At 62.2% G+C, this 6,560-nt stretch carries 5 protein-coding genes; 3 read left to right on the forward strand and 2 right to left on the reverse strand.

Going from position 1 to position 6,560, the window contains the following annotated elements:
• Positions 1–121 precede the first annotated feature (121 nt).
• Entirely contained in the window at positions 122–922 is an 801-nt protein-coding gene (locus tag BI292_RS09500; RefSeq protein WP_101207723.1) for a thermonuclease family protein, read from the reverse strand.
• 14 nt (positions 923–936) lie between these two features.
• The gene (rpmE, locus tag BI292_RS09505) at positions 937–1,164 is read right to left on the reverse strand and encodes a 50S ribosomal protein L31 (RefSeq protein ID WP_092274498.1); all 228 of its coding nucleotides are present in this window, start codon (positions 1,162–1,164) and stop codon (positions 937–939) included.
• Between the two features lie 289 nt (positions 1,165–1,453).
• On the opposite strand from rpmE, the gene BI292_RS09515 reads away from it, so the two are divergent.
• The 3 genes from BI292_RS09515 (at position 1,454) to BI292_RS09525 (ending at position 6,403) form a co-directional block, all read left to right on the forward strand.
• The gene (locus BI292_RS09515) at positions 1,454–3,673 is read left to right on the forward strand and encodes a primosomal protein N' (protein WP_101207725.1); all 2,220 of its coding nucleotides are present in this window, start codon (positions 1,454–1,456) and stop codon (positions 3,671–3,673) included.
• Positions 3,674–3,957: 284 nt separating this feature from the next.
• On the forward strand, positions 3,958–5,694 hold the full coding sequence (gene argS / locus BI292_RS09520) for an arginine--tRNA ligase (protein ID WP_092274504.1): 1,737 nt from the start codon (positions 3,958–3,960) through the stop codon (positions 5,692–5,694).
• Position 5,695: 1 nt separating this feature from the next.
• A complete protein-coding gene (locus tag BI292_RS09525; protein WP_101207726.1) occupies positions 5,696–6,403 on the forward strand; it encodes an SPOR domain-containing protein in 708 nt (235 codons plus the stop codon).
• Positions 6,404–6,560: the final 157 nt, after the last annotated feature.

Genomic DNA, 6,560 nt, shown 5'->3' on the forward strand with positions numbered 1-6,560 from the left:
CCCTACAAGACTGACCAGTCACCCCTGTCAAGCGCCCTGCCCTACGACTTTGGGCCAAGAGCCACGGAACACAAGGGCTTGACTGTTCACAATCTGAATAAAAAATGTCTACAATTTTTTATCATTGCGCCGTTTGCAGCATCGACGGATCACCCAATGGCAGCAACCAGCGCGCCTGCCCCTGATCCCGTCCGCCGCGCCGCGAGCGATCGACCACCCAGCCGCGCGCCTCGATCTGCTTGCCTTTGAGCCGTTGCAGCGCCGCAACGTCGAACTTGCCGAGCAGATTGGGCGCAACGCGCAGTACAACCGAGCCTTGCAGGGTGATCCATACGCCGCCGCGATTGCGCTGCACATTGGCCACACGGCCGCTGAGCACAGCGAAACCGGACCTCTGAATCTGCGCCGCTTGCAGTACCGGCGAGCGCTTCCACACTCCGAGCCCGGCCTGTCGCGCCGCGCGCTCTGCAGCTTGCTGGCAACTGACCAAATCGATATTCGGCGTCACCGCTACCTGAAAACCGAAGCCCTCGGCAAGCATTTGCGCTTCGAGGTTGGCGCCATCGACGCTGTAGACATGCGCCAACGTGCGGCCATAGCGGTCGTGCGCTTCTTTACCCGGACGCAAACCCACCCGGCCATTGCTGGCGGCCACCAACGCTTCGAGACGCTGGCGCGCGGCCACCGCGAACGGTTCGTCGCTGCCGCCCTGACGGCCGATCTCGGGGGTGTTCAAGCCAATCAGGCGCACGCTGCGGCCATCGCTCAGGCGCAGGGTGTCGCCATCCACCACGCGCTGCACGGCGATCGGCGTCAGCCCGGCGGGCACAGGGCAAAAGGCCTGGGCGGCGGACAGCCAAATCGCGGACACAAAAAAGGCGCCCACAAGGGACGCCTTTTTCAACAGCGGGGAAAAGCCCATCGGGCCCTTCAACCTTACTCTGCAGCAGCAGGTTTCTTGCCGAAAGCACCGAAACGGTCTGCGAAGCGCTGTACACGGCCGCCAGTATCCAGAGTCTTCTGCTTACCGGTGTAGAACGGGTGGCACTCGTTGCATACGTCAGTACCCAGTGGCTTGCACAGGTTCGAACGAGTTTCGAACTTGTTGCCGCAGCTGCAAGTTACTACGATGGTTTCGTACGCTGGATGGATATCGGCTTTCATGGTGTATTCCTCAGGCTAGCGTGCCGCCACTCAACACTATTGTTGAATACCGCACGTAATTAGGCCGCGGATTCTACCAGACCTTTGAAATCGCGCAAGCTGTCGCTTGAACCGGTCGTCTGCTAGGCTCCCGCTCCAATACGCGATCCCCTGTGGGAGCGAGCTTGCTCGCGATAGCGGCGTGCCAGTGCAGTAAATGTTGACTGACACGCCGTCATCGCGAGCAAGCTCGCTCCCACAGGGGATGTACGACCCCGCTTTTATAGCCTGTTGATCGAGATCCCCCCGCGTGCCCGACGCCATTTTGCGCCTCGCCCTGCCTTCGCCGCTGCGCCGTCTGTTCGATTACCGCGCGCCGGCCGGGGTGCTGCGCGCCCAGTTGCAACCGGGCATGCGCCTGCGGGTGCCGTTCGGGCGGCGGGAAATGATCGGCATTCTGGTTGAAGTCGCCGACACCAGCGAAGTCCCGGTAGAGAAACTCAAACCGGCAATTGCCCTGCTCGACGCCACGCCGCCGCTGCCACCGGCGCTGTTCAAACTGTGCCTGTGGACGTCGCAGTATTACCAGCACAGCCTCGGCGATACGTTGAGCTGGGCGTTGCCGGTATTGTTGCGCCAGGGTGAACTGGCCGAAGCGCGCCAGGAGCGCTTCTGGTCCGCCGCGCCCGGCGCCAGCCTTGATGATCCGCGCATCGCCCGCGCGCCACGCCAGCGTGAAGCGTTGGCAACCCTGGCGCAGCACCCGCACGGCGTCGCTCATCAATTGCTCAGCAAACTGATGCTGAGCAAGGACAGCCTCGACCTGTTGCTCGCCAAAGAACTGGTGCAAGTGGAAATCCGCAAGCACGCGCCCGACGCTCGCCACGAACATTGGCTGGCGCAACCGGAACTGCCGCTGAACCCGGAACAACGCGCCGCTTACGAGGCGATTCGCGCCGGGTTCGACAGTTACCACGCGTTCCTGCTGGCCGGCGTCACCGGCAGCGGCAAGACCGAAGTGTATTTGCAGTTGATCCGCGAAACCCTCGAGGCCGGCAAGCAAGCGCTGGTGCTGATCCCGGAAATCAACCTCGGCCCGCAAACCCTGGCGCGCTTCGAGCAACGCTTCAATGCACGCATTGCGCTGATCCATTCGGCGGTCAACGACCGTGAACGCCTGGAAGCCTGGCTCGCCGCGCGCGATGGCGACGCCGACATTATTATCGGCACCCGTTCGGCGCTGTTCACGCCGATGAAAAATCCCGGCCTGATCATCATCGACGAGGAGCACGACGGCTCCTATAAACAGCAGGAAGGCCTGCGCTATCACGCGCGGGATCTGGCGCTGGTGCGGGCGCGGCAGGAAAACATCCCGATTGTTCTCGGTTCCGCAACGCCGTCGCTCGAAAGCCTGCACAACGCCTACACCGGTCGTTACGGCCTGCTGCGCCTGAACGAGCGCGCGGGCGGCGCCAAGCAACCGCGCTTCCTGCGTCTGGACGTGAAAAGCCGTCCGCTGGACAGCGGCATTTCCGGGCCGATGCAGCAGGCAATCGGCCAGACCCTGGCGGCGGGGCAACAGGTGCTGGTGTTCCTCAATCGACGTGGTTTTGCGCCGACGCTGCTGTGCCACGATTGCGGCTGGATGTCTGAATGCCAGCGCTGCGACGCGCGGATGACCGTGCACCAGCGCTCCGGCGAACTGCGCTGCCACCATTGCGGCTACGTCGAACGCGTGCCGCGGCATTGCCCGAAGTGCGGCAAAGTCGATTTGCGCCCGGTAGGCGCCGGCACCGAGCGCGCCGAGGAGCGTCTGGCGATTCTGTTCCCGGACGTCCCGGTGTTGCGGGTCGACCGCGACAGCACTTCGCGCAAAGACGCGATGAACCAACTGTTCGCGACGATCCAGAAAGGCCAGCCGTGCATTCTGGTCGGCACGCAGATGCTCGCCAAAGGGCACCACTTTCCACGGGTGACGCTGGTGTCGATCCTCGATGCCGACGGCGGGCTGTTTTCCGGCGACTTCCGCGCCAGCGAGCGCATGGCGCAACTGATCGTGCAAGTCGCCGGGCGCGCGGGCCGGGCGGAAGAACCCGGCCGAGTGATCATTCAGACGCACCTCGCCGACCATCCGCTGCTGGTGCAATTGACCGAGCAGGGTTATTTCGCGTTTGCCGAGCAAGCCTTGAGCGAACGTCGTTCGGCGGGGCTGCCGCCGTTTGCGCATCTGGCGCTGCTGCGCGCCGAAGCGCACAAACCGGGGCAGGCTGAAGGCTTTCTCGATGAAGCGTGCAGCGAGGCGGAACGCTTGCTCGCCGAGCAGAACTTGAGCGGGATTGAATTGTTGGGGCCGGTGCCGGCGCCGATGGAGCGGCGTGCCGGGCGTTATCGCGCGCAGTTGTTGTTGCAAGCCACGGCGCGGGCGCCGCTGCATCGGTTGCTGAGCAGTTGGTTGCTGGCGCTGGAGCAAATGCCGAGCGGGCGGGCGGTGCGTTGGTCGCTGGATGTTGATCCCGTCGATTTGTATTGATTGGTGGATCGCCATCGCGAGCAAGCTCGCTCCCACAGGGGGTTTAAGCCAGGCCCAAAATTGTTGGGCACCGCCGATCATCTGTGGGAGCAAGGCTTGCCCGCGATGGCGTTCTCAAGACAGTCATCGCGGGCAAGCCTTGCTCCCACACGGCGGTCTATTTGTCACCACATATCCATAACCTGCCCGCTATAGTTGGCAAGCACGTCCGTGCCACGGATAATGCCCAGTTTTTCCACTAGCGCATCCAGGCGCCGCCGCGCTTGCGGTCGAAAGAGAACACCATGAAAGACACCATTCGCCAGCTGATCCAACAAGCCATCACCCAACTCGTCAACGAAGGTGTGTTGCCTGAAGGCCTGTCGCCGGCGATCCAGGTGGAAAACTCGCGCGACAAGAAAAACGGCGATTTCGCCAGCAACATCGCCATGATGCTGGCCAAACCGGCCGGCATGAAGCCGCGTGATCTGGCGGAAAAAATCATCGCCGCGCTGCCGGCTGACGATAACGTCACCAAAACCGAAATCGCCGGGCCGGGCTTCCTCAATTTCTTCCAGAACACCCAAGCCCTGGCTGCGCGCCTCGACGCCGCACTGGCCGATAAAAATATCGGCGTGCGCAAGGCTGGCCCGCTGCAACGCACCGTGGTTGACCTGTCGGCGCCAAACCTGGCGAAAGAAATGCACGTCGGCCACTTGCGCTCGACGATCATCGGCGACGGCGTGGCGCGGGTTCTGGAATTCCTCGGCGACACCGTGATCCGGCAGAACCACGTCGGCGACTGGGGCACCCAGTTCGGCATGTTGATGGCGTATCTGCAGGAAAACCCGATCACCAGCGATGAGCTGTCGGACCTGGAAAACTTTTACCGCGCCGCCAAGCAGCGCTTCGACGGCAGCGAAGAATTCGCCGACCGCGCCCGTGGCCTGGTGGTCAAGTTGCAGGCCGGCGATGCCGAATGCCTGGCGCTGTGGACGCGTTTCCGCGAGATTTCGCTATCGCACTGCCAAGCCATTTACGAACAACTCAACGTCAAACTGACGATGGCCGACGTGATGGGCGAAAGTGCCTACAACGACGACCTGATCAACGTGGTCAACGACCTCAAGGCCGCTGGCCTGCTGGTCGAAAGTAACGGCGCGCAGTGCGTGTTCCTCGACGAATTCAAGAACGCCGACGGCGACCCGCTGCCGGTGATCATCGTCAAGGCTGATGGCGGCTACCTGTACGCCACCACTGACCTGGCGGCCGTGCGTTATCGCAGCGGCAAACTGAAAGCTGATCGCGCGTTGTACTTCGTCGATCAGCGTCAGGCGCTGCACTTCCAGCAAGTGTTCCAGGTCGCGCGGCTGGCCGGTTTTGTCACGCACCCGATGGAAATGGAACACATGGGTTTCGGCACCATGAACGGCGCCGATGGCCGTCCGTTCAAGACCCGTGATGGTGGCACCGTGAAGCTGGTCGATCTGCTGACCGAAGCCAAGGACCGCGCCTACACGCTGGTCAAAGAGAAAAACCCGGAGCTGGCCGAAGACGATTTGCGCAACATCGCCAAGGTCGTGGGGATTGGCGCGGTGAAATACGCCGACCTGTCCAAGCACCGCACCAGCGACTACAGCTTCAACTTCGATTTGATGCTCAACTTCGAAGGCAACACCGCGCCGTACTTGCTGTACGCCTACACCCGCGTAGCCGGCGTGTTCCGCAAACTGGGCAAGGATTTCAGCGAAGTCGAAGGGCAGATCGTCCTCGATGCGCCGCATGAACTGGAACTGGCAACCAAACTGGCGCAGTTCGCCGAAGTGCTGAATAACGTTTCTGACAAAGGAACGCCGCACACGCTGTGCACCTACCTGTACGATGTCGCCGGTCTGTTCTCGAGTTTCTATGAGAACTGCCCGATCCTCAGCGCCGACACCCCGGCACAAATGCAAAGCCGTCTGCGCCTCGCCGCGCTGACCGGCCGCACACTCAAGCAAGGCCTGGAACTGTTGGGTCTGGAAACTCTGGAGCGTATGTAAGTTGGCTGCCAAGAAAAAACCTGCACCCAAGCGCGGCGCCAGTCGTTACACCGCTCCTGCCAAGCAACCGATTCCAGGTTGGCTGTGGATGGCCATCGGCCTCACGGTCGGCGCGTTTATCGTGTTCCTGATGAAACTGGAACCGGGCAAGGGCAGCGAGAGCGTCAAGCGCGAAAAGATCGAGCAGCAGAAAGCGTCAAAAATCGCCGAGGCCAACAAGACCCCGCCGAGCCCGACGCAACCGGTGAAGCCGAAGTACGACTTCTACACCTTGCTGCCGGAATCGGAGGTGATCGTGCCGCCGGACGCGGTGCCGGAGAAGACCCTGCCGACACCGCAAGTGCCCGCCGTGCCGACCACGCCGGTGACCCCGGAGCAAGCGGCGAAGATCGACACCGCGCGCGCTCAGGCGGCTCTGGCGGGGATTACCCCGCCACCAGCACCGCAGGTGTCGAAAGCGGCGCCAGTGACCAAGTTCTTTTTGCAGGCCGGTTCGTTCCGCAAAGAGGCGGATGCCGACAAGGTGCGCGCGCAGATCATTTTGCTCGGTCAGGCCGTGGCGGTTGAATCCGGCACGGTCAAGGACGAAACCTGGTACCGCGTTTTGGTCGGCCCGTTCAGCAACCGCGAACAGCTGACCACCGCGCAGAAACAACTGGCCGGCAGCGGCTTTAGCAACCTGTTGTTACAACAACGCCAAAGCCGCTGATTTCGTCAGCAGCACCGCGTTATCGTTCTTCGCGGGCAAGCCTCGCTCCTACAGGAAATGCGCCGTTCGCCGTATATGGGAACGACATAAACCTGTAGGAGCGAGGCTTGCCCGCGAAGACGCCAGAACAAACAACACACCCTCCCCCGCCTAACGC

The organism is Pseudomonas sp. 43NM1, assembly GCF_002836905.1.
In the GTDB taxonomy this organism is placed as follows: domain Bacteria; phylum Pseudomonadota; class Gammaproteobacteria; order Pseudomonadales; family Pseudomonadaceae; genus Aquipseudomonas; species Aquipseudomonas prosekii.